18 protein-coding genes and 1 tRNA gene are annotated in these 16,969 nt (G+C 54.8%); 12 read left to right on the top strand and 7 right to left on the bottom strand.

Going from position 1 to position 16,969, the window contains the following annotated elements; all coding sequences use genetic code 11:
- Window positions 1-146: 146 nt before the first annotated feature.
- The 7 genes from RT644_RS03955 to RT644_RS03985 all read left to right on the top strand — a co-directional run bounded on the left by RT644_RS03955 (window position 147) and on the right by RT644_RS03985 (window position 6,489).
- Window positions 147-1,337 (top strand): phage tail sheath protein, encoded by a 1,191-nt coding sequence (locus RT644_RS03955; RefSeq protein WP_313625820.1) that lies wholly within the window; start codon window positions 147-149, stop codon window positions 1,335-1,337.
- A gap of 13 nt (window positions 1,338-1,350) precedes the next feature.
- The gene (locus tag RT644_RS03960; protein ID WP_313625822.1) at window positions 1,351-1,869 is read left to right on the top strand and encodes a phage major tail tube protein; all 519 of its coding nucleotides are present in this window, start codon (window positions 1,351-1,353) and stop codon (window positions 1,867-1,869) included.
- A 61-nt stretch (window positions 1,870-1,930) separates the two neighbouring features.
- Window positions 1,931-2,206 carry a phage tail assembly protein gene (locus tag RT644_RS03965; protein ID WP_313625823.1) on the top strand — a complete coding sequence of 92 codons (276 nt, stop codon included), beginning with the start codon at window positions 1,931-1,933 and terminating at the stop codon, window positions 2,204-2,206.
- A gap of 32 nt (window positions 2,207-2,238) precedes the next feature.
- Window positions 2,239-2,358, top strand: a complete 120-nt coding sequence (locus tag RT644_RS03970; RefSeq protein ID WP_020455315.1) for a GpE family phage tail protein — start codon at window positions 2,239-2,241, stop codon at window positions 2,356-2,358.
- Window positions 2,351-4,822 (top strand): phage tail tape measure protein, encoded by a 2,472-nt coding sequence (locus tag RT644_RS03975; RefSeq protein WP_313625826.1) that lies wholly within the window; start codon window positions 2,351-2,353, stop codon window positions 4,820-4,822. Before RT644_RS03970 ends, RT644_RS03975 begins: the two co-directional genes overlap by 8 nt.
- A 12-nt stretch (window positions 4,823-4,834) precedes the next feature.
- Window positions 4,835-5,311, top strand: coding sequence for a phage tail protein (locus RT644_RS03980; RefSeq protein ID WP_313625828.1), 477 nt, complete (start codon window positions 4,835-4,837; stop codon window positions 5,309-5,311).
- The gene (locus RT644_RS03985; protein ID WP_313625830.1) at window positions 5,311-6,489 is read left to right on the top strand and encodes a phage late control D family protein; all 1,179 of its coding nucleotides are present in this window, start codon (window positions 5,311-5,313) and stop codon (window positions 6,487-6,489) included. The genes RT644_RS03980 and RT644_RS03985 overlap by 1 nt, the downstream gene beginning before the upstream one ends.
- A gap of 41 nt (window positions 6,490-6,530) precedes the next feature.
- Here the strand turns inward: RT644_RS03985 and RT644_RS03990 are convergent, their stop codons facing one another.
- On the bottom strand, window positions 6,531-6,947 hold the full coding sequence (locus tag RT644_RS03990; RefSeq protein WP_313625832.1) for a hypothetical protein: 417 nt from the start codon (window positions 6,945-6,947) through the stop codon (window positions 6,531-6,533).
- 93 nt (window positions 6,948-7,040) lie between these two features.
- Between RT644_RS03990 and RT644_RS03995 the strand changes: the two genes are divergently transcribed.
- On the top strand, window positions 7,041-7,259 hold the full coding sequence (locus RT644_RS03995) for a DNA-binding transcriptional regulator (protein WP_020455311.1): 219 nt from the start codon (window positions 7,041-7,043) through the stop codon (window positions 7,257-7,259).
- 144 nt (window positions 7,260-7,403) lie between these two features.
- Here the strand turns inward: RT644_RS03995 and RT644_RS04000 are convergent.
- Window positions 7,404-7,479, bottom strand: a tRNA-Ile gene (locus tag RT644_RS04000).
- A gap of 126 nt (window positions 7,480-7,605) precedes the next feature.
- Here RT644_RS04000 and mug point away from each other — a divergent pair.
- Entirely contained in the window at window positions 7,606-8,112 is a 507-nt protein-coding gene (mug, locus tag RT644_RS04005; protein WP_045514273.1) for a G/U mismatch-specific DNA glycosylase, read from the top strand.
- Window positions 8,113-8,170: 58 nt separating this feature from the next.
- On the opposite strand, the gene rpoD is transcribed toward mug, so the two are convergent.
- The 3 genes from rpoD to rpsU all read right to left on the bottom strand — a co-directional run bounded on the left by rpoD (window position 8,171) and on the right by rpsU (window position 12,298).
- Entirely contained in the window at window positions 8,171-10,012 is a 1,842-nt protein-coding gene (rpoD, locus tag RT644_RS04010; RefSeq protein ID WP_313625835.1) for an RNA polymerase sigma factor RpoD, read from the bottom strand.
- Window positions 10,013-10,168: 156 nt separating this feature from the next.
- The gene (gene dnaG, locus RT644_RS04015; protein ID WP_020455308.1) at window positions 10,169-11,914 is read right to left on the bottom strand and encodes a DNA primase; all 1,746 of its coding nucleotides are present in this window, start codon (window positions 11,912-11,914) and stop codon (window positions 10,169-10,171) included.
- 168 nt (window positions 11,915-12,082) lie between these two features.
- Entirely contained in the window at window positions 12,083-12,298 is a 216-nt protein-coding gene (gene rpsU, locus RT644_RS04020; RefSeq protein ID WP_001144069.1) for a 30S ribosomal protein S21, read from the bottom strand.
- A gap of 238 nt (window positions 12,299-12,536) precedes the next feature.
- Between rpsU and tsaD the strand changes: the two genes are divergently transcribed.
- Complete coding sequence (gene tsaD, locus RT644_RS04025; protein ID WP_313625838.1) at window positions 12,537-13,550, top strand: tRNA (adenosine(37)-N6)-threonylcarbamoyltransferase complex transferase subunit TsaD; 1,014 nt, start codon at window positions 12,537-12,539, stop codon at window positions 13,548-13,550.
- A gap of 39 nt (window positions 13,551-13,589) precedes the next feature.
- Here tsaD and plsY read toward each other — a convergent pair whose 3' ends face one another.
- On the bottom strand, window positions 13,590-14,213 hold the full coding sequence (gene plsY / locus RT644_RS04030; RefSeq protein ID WP_020455306.1) for a glycerol-3-phosphate 1-O-acyltransferase PlsY: 624 nt from the start codon (window positions 14,211-14,213) through the stop codon (window positions 13,590-13,592).
- Window positions 14,214-14,376: 163 nt separating this feature from the next.
- Between plsY and folB the strand changes: the two genes are divergently transcribed.
- Window positions 14,377-14,745: a bifunctional dihydroneopterin aldolase/7,8-dihydroneopterin epimerase gene (folB, locus tag RT644_RS04035; RefSeq protein ID WP_020455305.1), complete on the top strand. Its 369-nt coding sequence runs from the start codon at window positions 14,377-14,379 to the stop codon at window positions 14,743-14,745.
- A 107-nt stretch (window positions 14,746-14,852) separates the two neighbouring features.
- A complete protein-coding gene (bacA, locus tag RT644_RS04040) occupies window positions 14,853-15,671 on the top strand; it encodes an undecaprenyl-diphosphate phosphatase (RefSeq protein WP_020455304.1) in 819 nt (272 codons plus the stop codon).
- Window positions 15,672-15,682: 11 nt separating this feature from the next.
- On the opposite strand, the gene RT644_RS04045 is transcribed toward bacA, so the two are convergent.
- Window positions 15,683-16,924, bottom strand: coding sequence for a multifunctional CCA addition/repair protein (locus tag RT644_RS04045; protein ID WP_313625840.1), 1,242 nt, complete (start codon window positions 16,922-16,924; stop codon window positions 15,683-15,685).
- Window positions 16,925-16,969: the final 45 nt, after the last annotated feature.

A 16,969-nucleotide genomic window follows, 5' to 3' on the forward strand; every position in this document is an offset into this window, starting at 1 on the left:
CATTGGCGGGGGCGATAAATGCTCATTGCTCCCGTTTTTTGATTATCCGTAATTGTTGTAATACCTCCCAGCCAGCTCTGTTTGCTGGTCTGCAAATAAACCTGCCCTGAAAATATCACTCACCCCCACACCACGGAGTTAAACGGATGAGTGATTATCATCATGGCGTGCAGGTTGTCGAAATTAACGACGGCACGCGCGTCATTTCCACCGTCTCGACCGCCATTGTCGGCATGGTCTGCACCGCCAGCGATGCCGATGCCGCGACCTTTCCCCTTAACGAGCCGGTACTGATTACCAGCGTACAAAGCGCCATCGCAAAAGCCGGTAAAAAAGGCACGCTGGCGGCATCATTGCAGGCCATCGCTGACCAGGCAAAACCGGTGATTGTCGTTGTGCGTGTCGCGGAGGGCACCGGCGACGATGAAGAGGCTGCGCTCGCGCAGACCGTTTCCAATATCATCGGCACCACGGACGAGCACGGCAAATACACCGGCCTCAAGGCACTGCTGACCGCCGAAGCCGTCACCGGCGTGAAGCCGCGCATTCTCGGTGTGCCGGGTTTTGACACGCTGGAGGTGGCGACCGCCCTTGCGCCGGTTTGTCAGAAACTGCGCGCGTTCGGCTACGTCAGCGCGTGGGGCTGCAAAACAGTATCTGATGCCATCAAATACCGCGACAATTTCAGCCAGCGCGAGCTGATGGTTATCTGGCCGGATTTTCTCGCCTGGGATACCGTGAAAAATGCGACCGCCACGGCATACGCCACCGCCCGTGCACTCGGTCTGCGCGCCTACATCGACCAGTCGGTCGGCTGGCACAAAACCCTGTCTAACGTCGGCGTTAATGGCGTCACCGGCATCAGCGCGTCGGTGTTCTGGGATTTGCAGGAGCCCGGCACCGATGCGGATTTGCTTAACGAGGCGGGCGTTACGACACTGATTCGCAAGGATGGCTTTCGTTTCTGGGGTAACCGCACCTGTTCCGATGACCCGTTATTCCTGTTTGAGAACTACACCCGCACCGCGCAGGTGATTGCCGACACGATGGCCGCCGCGCACATGTGGGCGGTCGACAAGCCCATCACCGCGACGCTTATCCGCGATATTGTCGATGGCATTAACGCCAAATTCCGCGAGCTCAAAATGAACGGTTACATCGTCGATGCGAGCTGCTGGTTTGACGAAGAGGCCAACGACAAAGAGACCCTGAAAGCCGGAAAACTGTATATCGATTACGACTACACGCCGGTTCCCCCACTGGAAAACCTGACCTTACGCCAGCGCATCACCGATAAATATCTGGCGACGCTGGTTTCCTCGGTCAACAGCAAATAAGGAGCCAGACTAAATGGCAATGCCGCGCAAGCTCAAATACATGAATGTGTTTCTGAATGGCTACAGCTATCAGGGGATCGCCAAATCCATCACCCTGCCGAAGCTGACCCGCAAGCTGGAGAACTATCGCGGCGCAGGAATGAACGGCGTCGCGCCGATTGATATGGGGCTCGATGATGATGCCCTGTCGATGGAATGGTCGCTCGGCGGTTTCCCGGATTCTGCTATCTGGGAGCTGTACGGCGCAACCGGCGTCGATGCCGTGCCGGTTCGTTTTGCGGGCTCCTATCAGCGCGACGACACCGGCGAAACGGTCGCCGTTGAGGTGGTCATGCGTGGCCGCCAGAAAGAGATCGACACAGGCGAAGGTAAGCAGGGCGAAGACAGCGAGTCAAAAATCTCGGTTATCTGCACGTACTTCAAACTGACGATGGACGGCAAAGAGCTGGTTGAAATCGACACGCTCAACATGATTGAGAAAGTGAACGGCACCGACCGCCTCGAACAGCACCGCCGCAATATCGGCCTGTAATTTTTCACCCGGTCAGCGACGCTGGCCGGTTACCCGCATTCCCGATTATGAAGAGAACACCATGAAAAACGAAAACGTGATCACCCTGGAAACCCCCATCAAACGCGGCGAGCAGGTTATTGACCAGATTACCCTGATGAAACCCAACGCCGGAACGCTGCGCGGCGTCAGCCTCGCCTCGGTGGCAAACTCCGACGTCGACGCGCTAATTAAAGTACTGCCCCGCGTGACTGCGCCGTCACTGACCGAGCAGGAAGTCGCCGCGCTGGAGCTGCCTGACCTTGTGGCGCTGGCCGGTAAGGTGATTGGTTTTTTGTCGCCGGGTTCGGCGCAGTAACCTTCCCGCCCGACCTGTCAGTCGATGACCTGATGGCGGATATCGCGGTGATTTTTCACTGGCCGCCATCCGAGTTATTTCCCCTGAGCCTGACCGAGCTCGTTACATGGCGCGAAAAAGCGCTCCAGCGAAGCGGAAACACCAATGAGTGATGTGAAATTACAGGTATTGCTCAGGGCTGTTGACCAGGCGACCCGCCCGTTAAAATCCATCGAAAAGGCCAGCAAAACGCTGGCCGGCGATATCCGGGCGACGCAAACCACATTACGTGAGCTCAACAGCCAGGCATCCAGAATCGAGGGTTTTCGCAAGACCAGCGCACAGCTTGCCGTGACCAGCCAGTCGCTGGCGAAAGCGAAACAGGAAGCCGCCGCGCTGGCCGTGGCGTTTAAACAGACCGAAAACCCGACCCGCGCACTGGCCGCCGCAATGGAAGCCGCGCGCAAAAATGCCGCCGCGCTCCAGCTTAAACATAACAGTCTGCGTGAAGCGGTACAGCGTACACGGCAGGAACTCAGCCAGGCGGGCATCAACACGCGCACGCTGGCCGCTGATGAGCGCCGCCTGAAAACCAGTATTGGTGAAACCACCTCGCAACTTAACCGGCAGCGCGAGGCGCTGGCGCGCGTCAGTGCGCAACAGGCAAAACTGAGCGCGGTTAAGCAGCGTTATCAGGCGGGAAAAGAGCTTGCCGGTCAATCGGCGGCGGTCGGCGCTGCCGGTGTCGGGATTGCCACGACTGCCACGCTGGCCGGTACGGCACTGTTAAAGCCGGGATTTGATTTTGCGCAGAAGAACTCCGAGCTACAGGCGACGTTAGGCGTAGCGAAAGACTCAGCAGAAATGACCGCCCTGCGTAAACAGGCGCGCCAGCTCGGCGACAACACTGCCGCCTCGGCTGATGATGCTGCCGGGGCGCAAATCATCATTGCCAAAGCGGGCGGCGATGTAGCCGCCATTCAGGCGACTACGCCGGTCACGCTGAACATGGCGCTGGCGAACAAGCGCACGATGGAAGAAAACGCCGGTTTGCTGATGGGGATGAAATCGGCTTTCCAGCTTTCAAACGATAAGGTCGCGCACATCGGTGATGTTCTCTCGATGACGATGAACAAGACCGCCGCCGACTTTGACGGCCTGAGCGATGCGCTGACCTATGCGGCACCGGTGGCAAAAAATGCCGGTGTAAGTATTGAGCAAACGGCGGCGATGATTGGTGCGCTGCATGACGCCAAAATTACCGGCTCGATGGCCGGGACGGGGAGCCGCGCGGTGCTCAGCCGTTTACAGGCTCCGACCGGCCAGGCGGCTACTGCCATCAAGGAGCTTGGTGTCAAGACCGCCGACAGCAAGGGAAACACGCGCCCGATATTCACCATCCTGAAAGAGATTCAGACCAGCTTTGATAAAAATAAACTCGGCACCGGGCAACGTGCCGAATACATGAAAACCATTTTCGGCGAGGAGGCGAGCTCAGCGGCTCAGGTGCTGATGACAGCCGCGTCGACCGGCAAGTTAGACCAGCTTACTGCCGCGTTTAAGGCGTCCGATGGCAAAACCGAGGAGCTCGTGAAGGTCATGCAGGACAACCTCGGCGGCGACTTCAAAGAATTCCAGTCAGCTTATGAGGCGGTCGGCACAGACCTTTTCGACCAGCAGGAATCCTCCCTTCGCAAACTGGTGCAAACCGCGACCGGGTATGTGCTTAAGCTCGACGGCTGGATCCAGAAAAACAAGGGACTGGCGCAGACCATCAGCACCATCGCGGCGGTGGCCGTCGGGATTATCGGGGTTGTCGGCGCAATCGGTCTGGTGGCGTTCCCGGTTATCAGCGGTATCAACGCCATCATTGCGATTGCCGGGGTACTCGGCACCGTCTTCAGCGTCGTGGGTGGCGCGATCATGACGGTACTCGGCGCGCTCACCTGGCCGATTGTCGCGATTGGCGTCGCCATCGTCGCCGGGGCATTGCTGATTCGTAAATACTGGGAGCCCATTTCGGCCTTTTTTGAGGGCGTGATCGAAGGGCTTAAGGCGGCGTTTGCGCCGGTCGGGGAGCTGTTCTCACCGCTGAAACCGATGTTTAACTGGCTGGGGGAAAAGCTCAAAGCCGCCTGGGACTGGTTTACCAACCTGCTTGAGCCGGTGAAATCGTCTCAGGAGCAACTCAACGCCTGCAAGGATGCCGGGATGCGATTCGGCCAGGGGCTGGCTGATGCGCTGATGTTTCCGCTTAAAGCGTTCAACAAGCTGCGCGCGGGTATTGAGTGGGTTCTGGAAAAGCTCGGTGTCATTAACAAGGAATCGGGCGACCTCGATAAAACGGCGGAAAAAGCCGGTGCTGCGAAAGCAAATGCGACGCAAAACCCGGCCATCAGTAACGGCGGGTATATCCCCGCAACCAGCTCTTATGGCGGTTATCAGGCGTATCAGCCCGTTACCGCTCCCGGTGCCGGGAAAGCGTACACCGACAACCGGCAGAGCCATTACAACATCACGCTTAACAACGGCGGCGCACCGGGCGGCGACCTCGGGCGTCAGTTGCAGGATGCCGTTGAGAAAGCCGACCGGGACAAGCGCGCCCGCGAACGCGCCAGTATGCGAACCGACGGATAAGGAACCACTGAGATGATGCTTGCACTTGGCTTTTTCGTTTTTATGCGTCAGACGCTGCCGTTTCAGAGTATGCAGCGCGACGCGGAATACCGCTGGCCGTCAAACAACCGCGTCGGCAAGCGTGATGCCTTTCAGTTTCTCGGCGTGGGTGAGGAGAAAATCACGCTCAGCGGCGAACTGTTCCCGGAGCTCACCGGCGGACATCTGACGCTGACCGCGCTGCGCCTGATGGCGGAGGAGGGGCGCGCTTGGCCGTTACTGGCCGGAACCGGTCTGATTTACGGGATGTACGTTATCAACAGTGTCAGCGAGACCGGCACCGAGTTTTTTGCGGACGGCTCACCCCGGAAAATCACCTTCACCATGACACTGACCCGCGTCGACGAGTCGCTCGCGGCGGTGTATGGCGACCTGAATAAACAGGCCGACAGTCTGGTCGGTAAGGCGAAAGAAGCCGCCACAAAATTAACGTCAAGCTTGGGGTTCTGATGTCAGAAATACTGTATAGCGAAGCGGGGAGCACGCTCACCCCCGCGTTTATGCTGAAAATTGACAGCAAAGATATTACCGGCAACATCAGTGACCGCCTGATTAGCCTGACCATGACCGACAATCGGGGGGTTGAAGCTGACCAGCTCGATATCGAGCTCAACGACGCCGACGGGCGTGTCGTTCTGCCGGTGCGCGGGGCGGTGCTGACGCTTTTTCTGGGGTGGAAAGGCTCGGCGCTTATCGGCAAGGGCAGTTTCACCGTGGATGAGGTTGAACACCGGGGCGCGCCGGATACGGTGACCATCCGCGCCCGGAGCGCCGATTTTCGCGGTTCCCTGAACTCGCGGCGCGAGGAGTCATGGCACGATAAAACGCTCGGTATGATTGTCGGGACCATCGCGACACGTAACAAACTGACGGCGGCCGTTGCGCCGGAGCTGGCAAAAATCGTTATTCCGCATATCGACCAGTCGCAGGAATCTGACGCCAAATTCCTGACCCGGCTTGCCGACCGGAACGGCGGCGAGGTGTCTGTCAAAGCGGGGAAACTCCTGTTCCTCAAACCGGGCAATGCAGTCAACGCCAGCGGTAAACCCATCCCGCAGGTGACCATTATCCGCAGCGACGGCGACCGGCATCAGTTTGCGATTGCCGACCGGGGTGCTTACACCGGCGTAACGGCTCAGTGGTTGCATACCAAAGAGCCGAAGCCAAAAAAGGTGAAAGTGAAGCGCAAACCGAAAGAGCAGCACCTGCGCGCACTGCAACACCCGAAAGCCAAAGCGGCGAAAAAGAAAGAGGCCAAAGAGCCAGAAGCGCGCGAAGGTGAATACATGGCCGGTGAGGCTGATAACGTATTCGCGCTAACCACGGTCTATTCAACAAAAGCCCAGGCAATGCGCGCAGCTAAAGCAAAGTGGGACAAGCTACAGCGCGGCGTTGCCGAGTTCTCAATAAGTCTCGCTGTCGGTCGCGCCGAATTATATCCCGAAACACCGGTAAAGGTTTCGGGATTTAAAAGCATCATAGACGAGCAGGCGTGGATAATTACCAAAGTGACCCACTCGCTCAGCAACAGCGGCTATACAACCGCGTTAGAGCTGGAAGTCAAACTATCGGATGTCGAGTTTGAGGCTGATGATCACGGCGATGATTCAGACGACAGCGAAGAGTAAAAATAACCCGCTTTACGCGGGTTGTTTATTCTCTGTCCAGCTTATTTGGATGGTTTAAATAACCGGGTTTTGGACAGCAACAAAGCTTTTGCGGGCTCGTCCATCAGCTTACCCATTTCACTACAACTCGCCGCCGGGTTCTCAAACGTGTAACCCGTCGCTTTAAACTGATTAACGACGTTGATCTCACTAATATTTTTTAAGAAAGACGCGGGAACATCTTTTGTCCATATAGGGGAACATATGCCTGATGTGGCTAAGGCTTCGTAGGCTTCGGAAGGAATATTTTTCTCTGGCAGGACGATTGTTAAGGCTTTATCTGCCTGCGTGATGGCTGTTGGCTGCCAGGGTTTCAGGCTTTTTTGCAATAGCCTAACCGTATTGTCAGGCGTTCTTGCCATTACTGCAGAAGGTATTAGCAACAATGAACATAGCATACAATGTTTCAAAACAGACATAGAACATCCTTTTTCGATTAATCTGAAAACATATATTACGATTTGTGAATAATAGGGTATGATTAGTTCACGTTTCGTGAATGGAGGTGAATCATGTTCCATTGTCCACAGTGTAAGCACGCTGCGCATGCTCGTACTAGTCGCTATCTTAGTGAGAACACAAAAGAACGCTACCATCAGTGCACCAATATCAATTGCAGTTGCACCTTTGTGACGATGGAGTCGATAGAGCGCTATATTGTGACGCCAGGTAAAATTGACCCTGCACCACCGCACCCAAATCAGACCGGACAGCGCCAATTATGGTTTTAAATTTACCCGCTTTGAGCGGGTTTTTTTATGGGCTTTTCTGCAATCGGGAAAAATTCTGCTGCCATTTTGCTGCCAATTGCGAATCGGATAATAAAAAAGCCACCGTGACAGGTGGCTTAATTAGATGATTTTAAAGCTTAAATTTGGTGGCCCCTGTTGGGTTTGAACCAACGACCAAGCGATTATGAGTCGCCTGCTCTAACCACTGAGCTAAGGGGCCGTGGCGGGGAATTATAAAGTAACTTACCCCTGCAATCCAGCAGGAATCACCTAGCTGATGTTTTTATAAACAACGCATTTTCAATCTCTTATACTGGAGTTTATCGCTTTTGTACGGGAGTTAAGCATGATCCACGATATTCTGGCGCCGGGACTGCGGGTGGTGTTTTGTGGCATCAATCCGGGTAAATCATCTGCCCATACCGGTTTCCATTTTGCCCATCCGGGGAATCGTTTCTGGAAAGTTATCCATCAGGCCGGTTTTACTGACCAGCAACTGCGCCCCGAAGATGAGCGGCATCTGCTGGATACCCGCTGTGGCATCACTATGCTGGTTGAGCGCCCAACAGTGCAGGCCACGGAAGTCGGGTTGCACGAGCTGCGGAACGGCGGCAGGGAACTGGTCAAAAAAATTGAGGATTATCAGCCTGCTGCGCTGGCGGTTTTAGGAAAGCAAGCCTTTGAGCAGGCGTTTAGCGTACGCGGTGCAAACTGGGGTAAGCAAAATATGACGATCGGCGTGACGCAGGTCTGGGTGCTGCCAAATCCCAGTGGGCTTAATCGTGCAACGCTGGATAAGCTGGTGGAAGCGTATCGTGAACTGGACGAGGCACTGGTGACGCGCGGGCTGTAACGGCAACTAGCGGGCAAAAAAAAGCTCCCGTGCGGGAGCTTTTTTATCGCCTGACGAATTAATCGTCGAGGAAGCTACGCAGCACTTCAGAACGGCTCGGATGGCGCAGTTTACGCAGCGCTTTCGCTTCGATCTGACGGATACGTTCGCGGGTCACGTCAAACTGTTTACCCACTTCTTCCAGCGTGTGGTCGGTGTTCATATCGATACCGAAACGCATACGCAGAACTTTCGCTTCACGGGCGGTCAGGCCAGCCAGAACGTCGTGCGTTGCGGCGCGCAGACTTTCAGTGGTTGCAGAGTCCAGCGGCAGCTCGAGGGTGGTATCCTCGATGAAATCACCCAGATGAGAATCTTCATCATCACCGATTGGTGTTTCCATGGAGATAGGCTCTTTCGCGATTTTCAGCACCTTACGGATCTTATCTTCCGGCATCAGCATACGCTCAGCCAGCTCTTCCGGCGTGGGTTCACGGCCCATTTCCTGCAACATCTGGCGGGAGATACGGTTGAGCTTGTTGATAGTCTCAATCATATGCACCGGAATACGAATGGTGCGCGCCTGATCCGCGATGGAACGGGTGATCGCCTGACGGATCCACCAGGTTGCATAGGTGGAGAATTTGTAACCACGGCGGTATTCGAACTTATCAACCGCTTTCATCAGACCGATGTTACCTTCCTGAATCAGATCGAGGAACTGCAGACCGCGGTTGGTGTATTTCTTGGCGATAGAAATAACCAGACGCAAGTTCGCTTCCACCATCTCTTTCTTCGCACGACGCGCTTTCGCTTCGCCGATAGACATACGACGGTTGATGTCTTTTACTTGCTCAATGGTCAGGCCGGTTTCTTCTTCAATCTGTTGCAGTTTCATCAGGCTGCGTTGAACTTCTTCTGCCACTTCATGCAGTTTTTCCGACCACGGTTTGTTCATGGCCAGAGCAGCGTTGAACCAGGTTTCGTTGGTTTCGTTGCCGGTGAACAGCGTAATGAAGTTTTTCTTCGGCATTTTGCACTGTTCAACACACAGTTTCATGATGATGCGTTCCTGGGTACGTACGCGATCCATCATGACTCGCATGCTGTTGACCAGGTAATCGAACTGTTTTGGCACCAGACGGAACTGTTTGAACACTTCAGACAGCTTCAGGATCTCTTCCTGCGCGGCAATGTGGCTTCGTCCTTTGGCTTTGATAGTGTCGCGAGTCAGTTCGTACTGGGTACGTAGCTCAGCGAATTTTTCACGCGCCAGTTCAGGATCGATGCTGTTGTCATCATCGCTGTCGTCGTCTTCTTCATCTTCTTCGTCTTCATCATCATCCATCTCTTCGCTGGAGAGTTCAGAACCGACGTGGGTCGCGGTTGGCGCCATGTCTTCTTCAGCGTTTGGATCGACAAAGCCGGTGATCAAATCTGAGAGGCGAGCCTGTTCAGCTTCAACGCGATCATACTGCTCCAGCAGATAGGTGATCGCTTCCGGGTATTCGGCAACGGAGCACTGAACCTGGTTGATGCCGTCTTCGATGCGTTTAGCGATGTCGATTTCGCCTTCGCGGGTCAGCAGCTCAACGGTGCCCATTTCGCGCATGTACATGCGCACCGGGTCAGTGGTTCGCCCGATTTCAGATTCAACGCTGGAAAGCACTTGTGCGGCGGCTTCTTCCGCATCTTCGTCAGTGTTGTTGGAGTTTTCGGCCAGCAACAGATCATCGGCGTCCGGTGCTTCTTCCATCACCTGGATGCCCATGTCGTTGATCATTTGGATGATGTCTTCGATCTGATCGGAGTCGACGATATCTTCCGGCAGATGGTCATTGACCTCGGCATAGGTCAGATAGCCTTGCTCCTTACCACGGGTGACAAGAAGCTTCAGCTGTGACTGCGGGTTTTGCTCCATAAGACGGTATCCACACTTAATTCATGAGGGTTGGTGTCGGTCGGCGAAATAAACCGCCAACATTTAACGCGAGGGTGTATTTATATTTTTGCCGCTGGCCCTCATCGCGGCTGTCGGGATCTTCCCGATCGGTTATCGGCACTTAAGCCGTTGAATTCACTTTTTTGCCAGTTCCTGGTTCAATTGCCAGAGTTCCCGGCGTTCTTCGCTGCTTAAACCATGTGTGCGGTCACGAGCTATTAACTCTTCTTGCCGCCGTTCAAGCATCGAATCAAACATATGATTGAGCGCGTCGGTGAACGTTTTTTCAGCGATGTCTTTATCTGCTATATCGTCCCACATCGACAGTTTTTCAAGGGTTGCGGCCTCTTTTGTGCCGCGATAGTGCTCAAGCAACTGGCCAGTAGTCAGGCCTGGCTGTGACAAACAAGTGTTGACCAGTTCTGTAAATAAGCCAAGCCCGGCAAGCCTTGAGTGATCCAAACCCTCTAACGGCGGCACCTTCGGAGCCAGTTCCGGGTTCTGGATCAATAACCCTATCAGTATACGCATGGTTGTGCGTTTTAGCTGCGGAGCGGGGCGCGGCGTTGCGCTTTCCACCTGTTTTGGCATTAATCGATCAAGTTGCGCATCGTCGAATATGCCAATTTTATTCCCCAACAGCTGGCGCAGCTGGATGCGTAGCGTTTCGCCCGGCACCTGGTTGATTAACGGCAGCGCTAATGCGGCAAGCTGCGTTGTACCATCCGGTGTGGTTAAATCCGCCTGCGGCAACAGGCTGTTGAACAGAAACGTGGAGAGCGGCAGAGCCTGCTCCATCCGCGCTTCGAACGCCTCTTTGCCCTCTTTACGCACCAGCGTGTCCGGATCTTCGCCATCCGGTAAAAACATAAAACGCAGCTGACGGCCATCGCTCATATAAGGCAGCGCAGTTTCCAGCGCTCGCCATGCGGCATCACGGCCAGCACGGTCACCGTCGTAACAACAGATAACATTTTTAGTTACGCGAAAAAGTAACTGAATATGATCCGCCGTTGTTGACGTTCCAAGCGACGCCACCGCGTAGTTGATGCCGTATTGCGCCAGCGCCACCACGTCCATATAGCCTTCGACGACTAGCAGTCGCTGAGGCTCGTCATTGTCCTGCTGCGCTTCATAAAGGCCATACAGCTGACGGCCCTTATGGAAAATATCTGTTTCCGGGGAGTTCAAGTATTTAGGCGTATCGTTACCCAGAACGCGCCCACCAAAACCAATCACCCGGCCACGTTTGTCACGAATGGGAAACATGACCCGTTCGCGGAAACGATCGTAACTGCGTCCCTGATCGTTTGTGACCAGCATGCCCGCATCAATCAATGATTTACGGTTTTCGCTGTTGCCGCCAAAACGCTTTAATACGTTGTCCCAGCCGGGTGGCGCGTAACCAATGGCGAACCGCTCAATGATTTCGCTGCTCAAACCGCGTCTGGACAGATACTGGCGTGCAGGCTCTGCGGCAGGTTGTGTCAACGATTGCTGATAAAACGCGTTTAGCCCATCCATTAATTGATAGAGCGTTTGCCGTTGATGGCGCTCTATCAGGCTGGGTCCACTGCCTGCTTCAAATGGCACTTCAAGGTTGTGCATTGCCGCCAGTTCTTCGACGCTTTCGACAAACTCGAGCTTGTCGTAGTTCATCAGGAAGTCGAGGGCGTTGCCATGCGCGCCGCAGCCAAAGCAGTGGTAAAACTGTTTTTCACCGTTCACGGTGAAAGAGGGCGTTTTTTCGTTATGGAAAGGACAACACGCGTGATAGTTCTTGCCCTGCTTTTTCAGCTTTACACGCGCGTCGATGAGATCGACGATGTCGGTGCGCGCCAGCAGGTCATTAATAAAGACACGTGGAATTCGTCCAGCCATAAGCCCCGTTTTGATCTTTTATAGCCGTTGTTTTCCGGGCCAACATGATGCGACCGAAATCCGCAGGTTATATCAGGTTATAAACGAAAATAAGCCGCGCATTCCTTTCGGAAGCACGGCCTTACAACTACAACTCGGTCTAAACGAAAGGGCGCTTGCCCTGACAGATTAGTACAGACGAGTACGGCGTGCGTTTTCGCGAGCCAGTTTCTTCGCGTGACGTTTCACTGCGGATGCTTTAGCGCGTTTACGTTCGGTAGTCGGTTTTTCATAGAACTCACGACGACGAACTTCCGCCAGAACACCTGCTTTCTCGCAGGAACGTTTGAAGCGACGCAGAGCTACGTCGAACGGCTCGTTTTCACGTACTTTAATTACCGGCATGTGCCTCTCACCTTTGATTAATTCGGTTTGCCGCTGGCGTTCACGCCAGCTTATTTCAAAATGGTGCGGAATTTTACTGCAAGTGCTGCTGCTTTGTAAAGCACCGCCGCCCTTTTTGAAAGGGGACTTTTGTAAGGGTGAGGAGTATACACGAACTCCGCTGCAGGAGTGAGCAAAGTTTTACTTCGACCCGCATTCGCCCTACACTGCGCGCTATTGCAAAGAGGTAAACAGAGTCATGCGCATACTGGGCATTGAAACATCCTGCGATGAAACCGGCATCGCAATCTATGACGATCAACAAGGGCTGTTAGCCAACCAACTGTATAGTCAGGTAAAACTTCACGCCGATTACGGCGGTGTTGTGCCAGAGCTGGCTTCACGCGATCACGTGCGTAAAACCGTACCGCTGATTCAGGCCGCGTTGAAAGAGTCCGGATTAACTGCGAAAGATATCGATGCAGTGGCTTACACCGCAGGGCCTGGTCTTGTCGGTGCGCTGCTGGTTGGCGCGACGGTTGGTCGTTCGCTCGCTTTCGCCTGGAACGTTCCCGCCATCCCGGTTCACCATATGGAAGGGCACTTGCTGGCGCCAATGCTGGAAGAGAATCCACCGGCGTTTCCATTCGTTGCGCTGCTGGTTTCCGGTGGGCATACGCAGCTTATCAGCGTAACCGGCATCGGACATTATGAGCTGCTTGGTGAGTCGATTGATGATGCCGCCGGGGAAGCTTTTGATAAAACGGCTAAGCTGCTGGGGCTTGATTACCCGGGCGGGCCGATGCTCTCAAAACTGGCGGCTCAGGGCACGGAAGGCCGTTTTGTTTTCCCGCGTCCGATGACCGATCGTCCGGGGCTGGATTTTAGCTTCTCCGGTCTGAAAACTTTCGCGGCGAACACCATTCGTAACAACGGTTCTGACGATCAAACCCGCGCCGATATTGCGCGTGCGTTTGAAGACGCCGTAGTCGATACGCTGATGATCAAATGCAAGCGTGCGCTGGATCAAACCGGTTTTACGCGTCTGGTTATGGCCGGTGGCGTGAGCGCCAACCGTACGCTGCGCGCGAAACTGGCGGAAATGATGCACAAGCGTCGTGGCGAAGTATTCTATGCACGCCCGGAGTTTTGCACCGATAACGGCGCGATGATCGCCTATGCGGGAATGGTGCGTCTGAAAGCGGGTAATGATGCAGGGCTGGGTGTGACTGTACGTCCACGCTGGCCACTGGCGGAGTTGCCTGCGGCGTAAACCGTGATGGCCCGGTAGCACACTGTGCGCCGGGCGATATTATGACGCTTTTCCTTTCTCTTCTTTTTTCTTCTTCAGCTTCGACCAGATTTTGCCTTCCTGATGTCGCCACAGCCGCTGAATATTGTCGTGATGGCGTAGCAGGATCAGGCAGGACAGCATCGCGACCGGGAAAGTGAACTGCGGTTTGAACCACCAGACGTAAAATGGCGCGATCAACGCGCTGACAATCGCCCCCAACGATGAATAGCCGCTCAGCAGCACCGTTAACAGCCAGGTTCCCGCCATCACGCCCGTTAAATCCCAGCCGATAGGTGCGATAGCGCCAAATGCCGTCGCCACGCCTTTACCGCCTTGAAACTTAAAGAAAACCGGCCAGATATGACCCAGACAGGCGGCAATCGCGATAAGGCCGAGCCAGAACGGTGTTACGCCAAGGGCATACGCGCCCCACACCGGCAGCATGCCTTTTAAGACATCAAAAATCAGTACCGTTAGCGCGGCACCTTTGCCACCAATGCGTAATACGTTGGTCGCTCCGGGATTACCGGAGCCACTCTCGCGCGGATCGGGCAGACCGGCGATGCGGCAGACCAGAATGGCGCTGGAAATAGAGCCACAAAGGTATGCAAGGAGAATCATCCCAGGCGCGATTGCACTCATAACGCTGTTCCGTTGTGAAAATGTCGTTTTATTCTCTGCATCCATGGATAATACGCATAAATGATGGAAAGTGGTATCCAGGTTTTGCGCAAAATCTGACAGGTAGCCAATAAAGATGCGGCCTGGCGGCGGCAATGACGGGGCAAATAGCAGGCGAGGTGAAATGGACATTGTATTTATAGAGCAACTTTCGGTTATCACCACCATTGGTGTTTACGACTGGGAACAGACCATTGAGCAGAAGCTGGTGTTCGATATCGAAATGGCCTGGGATAACCGCGTGGCGGCGAAAAGCGACGATGTGAATGATTGTCTGAGCTACGCGGATATCGCTGATGTGATTATCGGCCACGTCGAAGGCGGGCGTTTTGCACTGGTTGAACGCGTTGCGGAGGAAGTCGCTGAGCTGCTGCTGGCTCGTTTTAATTCGCCCTGGGTACGTATCAAATTGAGTAAACCTGGCGCGGTTGCGCGCGCGCTGAATGTGGGTGTGGTTATCGAACGTGGCCTAAATCTGAAAGAAAGTATTTAAATTCATAATAGTTAAACCAAGCGCTAGTATTCAGGTCATAGATCTCGGTCTTTCGCGGCTTCTCCACGGGATAAGCCGTTTTTTATATCTTTTTAGGGGTTTATTTGATGGGCGATATGCATTCATTGCTGGTAGCAGCCATTCTGGGTGTCGTTGAAGGTCTCACAGAATTTCTGCCCGTATCCAGTACCGGTCACATGATCATCGTGGGGCATTTATTAGGCTTTGAAGGTGATACGGCAAAAACGTTCGAGGTGGTGATCCAGTTAGGTTCGATCCTCGCGGTGGTGGTGATGTTCTGGCGACGTTTGTTTGGCCTGATTGGCATTCATTTCGGCAGGCAGCCGCATGAAGGGACTGGCACCGGCCGCCTGACGCTGATTCATATCCTGTTAGGCATGATCCCGGCGGTGGTGCTGGGGCTGGTATTCCACGATACCATCAAATCGCTATTTAACCCGCTCAATGTGACCTATGCGCTGGTAGTCGGGGGTTTCTTGCTGATTGCCGCCGAAGTGCTGAAGCCGAAAGTCCCGCGCGCGCAGGGCGTGGATGATATGACCTATCGCCAGGCGTTTATGATTGGTTGTTTCCAGTGTCTGGCGCTGTGGCCGGGTTTTTCCCGCTCCGGGGCGACGATCTCCGGCGGCATGTTGATGGGCGTTAGCCGCTATGCGGCGTCCGAGTTCTCTTTCCTGCTGGCGGTGCCGATGATGATGGGCGCGACGGTACTGGATCTCTACAAGAGCATGGGCTTTCTCACCGTGGGTGATATCCCGATGTTCGCCGTGGGCTTTATCACCGCATTTATCGTTGCGCTGATCGCTATCAAAACCTTCCTGGAGCTGATTAAACACATCTCCTTTATTCCGTTTGCGATTTACCGTTTTGTGGTCGCAGCAGCGGTTTATCTGGTCTTCTTCTAAGACTTGCGCCCTCAGTCTTTCGGCTGAGGGCAACGATGTTCCTTCCAGACCGCCAGCGCTGCAATCCGTCGACGCGTCAGCTCTTCCCGCACTTCTGCTCCCGTAAACCCTGCCTCTATGACTGCTTTCGTTGGCACGGCGCGCGCCACTTCCCAGGCTTCACGCAGTAAACGCCCCTGCGAATAGTCGCAGGCTTCAAAACCGGTGCGCCCACGCACGTCCGCTTCGCTGGTCAGTGCGATTTGCTCGACACGCTGCGGTTTACGCCATGCGTCGATGGAATCGAACAATTTGACGATGGTTTTCGGCTGCAAAATGGGGAAGGTATGGATCAGGTCGTGAAACTCCGCCACCAGTTTGGCTAAATCGCGGATCTCGTTGGGTACGCGCAGCCGCTGGCACAACCCCTCGACCAGTTTAACGCCCGCCGGGCCGTGCCCATGATGGCGCGGCCAGAGCGATTTTGGCGTCAGCGCTTTGCCTAAATCGTGGCACAATGTGGCGAAGCGCACATCAACATGCGGGCTGAGCATCGCCGCCATCGAGAGCGTCATTAACGTGTGCACACCTGTATCGATCTCCGGATGCCATTTCGCCGGTGCCGGTACGCCAAACAGCGCGTCGATCTCCGGGAACAGCACTTTCAGCGCACCGCAATCGCGTAGCACCTGGAAATAAACCTGCGGATTGCGGGTTTGCAGCGCACTCTCGGTCTCTTTCCACACCCGTTCGGGTGTCAGGTGTTCAAGTTCACCCGCATCGGTCATCGCGCGCATCAGAGCCTGCGTTTCATCGGCGATACGGAAGCTAAGGTGCGCGTAACGGGCGGCAAAGCGCGCGACGCGTAACACGCGAAGCGGATCTTCACCAAAAGCCGGGGAGACGTGGCGCAGAATGCGGTTACGCAGATCCTGCTGGCCGCCATAGGGATCGATAATCTCGCCCTGGCTATCTTGCGCCAGCGCGTTCACGGTTAAATCACGGCGCAGCAGATCCTGCTCCAGCGTCACGTCTGGCGCGGCATAACAGGTGAAACCGGTATAGCCGGAGCCAGATTTGCGCTCGGTACGCGCCAGCGCATACTCTTCGTGGCTTTGCGGGTGGAGGAATACAGGAAAGTCGCGGCCTACCTGCTGGTAGCCCGCGTCGAGCATCTCTTGCGGCGTCGCGCCGACAACAACCCAATCTTTGTCTTTGACCGGCAGGCCCAACAACGTATCACGAACTGCACCACCGACCAGATAACTCTTCACGCCGCCACTCTCCTCTACACATTTGCCGACAGATAATACGTAAGT

The organism is Kosakonia sp., from assembly GCF_032104925.1.
Taxonomy (GTDB): Bacteria; Pseudomonadota; Gammaproteobacteria; order Enterobacterales; family Enterobacteriaceae; genus Kosakonia.

Excerpts from the sequence above, each read along its gene's own strand:
- RT644_RS03955 (WP_313625820.1), top strand. The coding sequence starts at position 147 with ATGAGTGATTATCATCATGGCGTGCAGGTTGTCGAAATTAACGACGGC.
- RT644_RS03960 (WP_313625822.1), top strand. The coding sequence starts at position 1,351 with ATGGCAATGCCGCGCAAGCTCAAATACATGAATGTGTTTCTGAATGGC.
- RT644_RS03965 (WP_313625823.1), top strand. The coding sequence starts at position 1,931 with ATGAAAAACGAAAACGTGATCACCCTGGAAACCCCCATCAAACGCGGC.
- RT644_RS03970 (WP_020455315.1), top strand. The coding sequence starts at position 2,239 with ATGGCGGATATCGCGGTGATTTTTCACTGGCCGCCATCCGAGTTATTT.
- RT644_RS03975 (WP_313625826.1), top strand. The coding sequence starts at position 2,351 with ATGAGTGATGTGAAATTACAGGTATTGCTCAGGGCTGTTGACCAGGCG.
- RT644_RS03980 (WP_313625828.1), top strand. The coding sequence starts at position 4,835 with ATGATGCTTGCACTTGGCTTTTTCGTTTTTATGCGTCAGACGCTGCCG.
- RT644_RS03985 (WP_313625830.1), top strand. The coding sequence starts at position 5,311 with ATGTCAGAAATACTGTATAGCGAAGCGGGGAGCACGCTCACCCCCGCG.
- RT644_RS03990 (WP_313625832.1), bottom strand. The coding sequence starts at position 6,947 with ATGTCTGTTTTGAAACATTGTATGCTATGTTCATTGTTGCTAATACCT.
- RT644_RS03995 (WP_020455311.1), top strand. The coding sequence starts at position 7,041 with ATGTTCCATTGTCCACAGTGTAAGCACGCTGCGCATGCTCGTACTAGT.
- mug (WP_045514273.1), top strand. The coding sequence starts at position 7,606 with ATGATCCACGATATTCTGGCGCCGGGACTGCGGGTGGTGTTTTGTGGC.
- rpoD (WP_313625835.1), bottom strand. The coding sequence starts at position 10,012 with ATGGAGCAAAACCCGCAGTCACAGCTGAAGCTTCTTGTCACCCGTGGT.
- dnaG (WP_020455308.1), bottom strand. The coding sequence starts at position 11,914 with ATGGCTGGACGAATTCCACGTGTCTTTATTAATGACCTGCTGGCGCGC.
- rpsU (WP_001144069.1), bottom strand. The coding sequence starts at position 12,298 with ATGCCGGTAATTAAAGTACGTGAAAACGAGCCGTTCGACGTAGCTCTG.
- tsaD (WP_313625838.1), top strand. The coding sequence starts at position 12,537 with ATGCGCATACTGGGCATTGAAACATCCTGCGATGAAACCGGCATCGCA.
- plsY (WP_020455306.1), bottom strand. The coding sequence starts at position 14,213 with ATGAGTGCAATCGCGCCTGGGATGATTCTCCTTGCATACCTTTGTGGC.
- folB (WP_020455305.1), top strand. The coding sequence starts at position 14,377 with ATGGACATTGTATTTATAGAGCAACTTTCGGTTATCACCACCATTGGT.
- bacA (WP_020455304.1), top strand. The coding sequence starts at position 14,853 with ATGGGCGATATGCATTCATTGCTGGTAGCAGCCATTCTGGGTGTCGTT.